The organism is Micromonospora sp. M51 (assembly GCF_018070305.1).
GTDB classification, from domain to species: Bacteria; Actinomycetota; Actinomycetes; order Mycobacteriales; family Micromonosporaceae; genus Micromonospora; species Micromonospora parva.
Window position 1 is genome coordinate 1 of the sequence record NZ_JAGPXZ010001245.1, and the last position, 1,033, is coordinate 1,033.

Annotated in this window: 1 protein-coding gene; it reads left to right on the top strand. The window is 70.8% G+C overall.

The features are described 5' to 3' along the window. Positions 1-542 precede the first annotated feature (542 nt). On the top strand, positions 543-1,033 hold a 491-nt coding region (locus KBX53_RS34010), incomplete at its 3' end, for a cyclase family protein (protein WP_210863931.1).

A 1,033-nucleotide genomic window follows, 5' to 3' on the forward strand; every position in this document is an offset into this window, starting at 1 on the left:
CATCGGGGCGCTGCGCGACCGTCAGCCGCACGACCGGCTCGACCAGACGGCCGAGCTTCCGTTGCGGCTCAGCGCCGGTCCCGCTGTGCGTACCGTCGGCGGCGGCCGGCCCCTGGAACAGGGCGGCCACGACGAAGCCGGCCCCGACGGCGACCGCGATCAGCACCATCCGCCGGGCGATGCTGCGCAGCCGGTCAGCGGCAAGCGGCGCAGATCGGCCCGGCGCAGACGCCGGCGCGGTTCCGTTGACGGGACTTCGCACGCGGGCACGACCCCTTCCTCTGGATTGCTGACCCATCGTAGCGATGCGCTTACCTAGCCGCATCCGGTGACGTGTCCTGCCCGCAGCGACGCAGGCCCGGTTATCGGGCGGTTTCGGGGCAGTCCGGGCCGGCGCCGGTGACAACAATCTGACTGATTGCTCAGGGTGTCGGGTCCCCGCCCGCTCCCGTGTGACGGTCAACCGGCTGTTCGGCGGCAACACGCCAGCGGGCACCGCGCGGCGGTCCATCGTGGAACGCGGGCGGGTGTACCGTCGCCGCATGACGGTGCTGCAGGAGTTTGTCGCCGCTCTTTCCAGCGGCCGGATCCAGGTTGTCGACCTCACCGCTCCGCTGTCCGACCAGACTCCGATCCTGGGTCTGCCCGAGCAGTTCGGCCAGACCTGGCCGTTCCAGCTCAGCGAGATCAGCCGGTACGACGACAGGGGCCCGGCCTGGTACTGGAACAACTTCTCCACCGGCGAGCACACCGGCACCCACTTCGACGCCCCGGTGCACTGGGTCAGCGGTCAGCACGGCGCCGACGTGTCGCAGGTCCCGGTGAGTCAGTTGATCGCCCCGGCGGTGGTGATCGACCACTCCTCCGACGCCGCCGACAACCCCGACTTCCTGCTTCAGGTGGAGCACGTCAAGGCGTGGGAGGCGGAACACGGGCCCCTGCCCACCGGTGGCTGGCTGCTCTACCGCACCGGCTGGGACGCGTACGGCGACGATCCGCAGCGGTACGCCAACGACGGGCGCACTCCACGGAG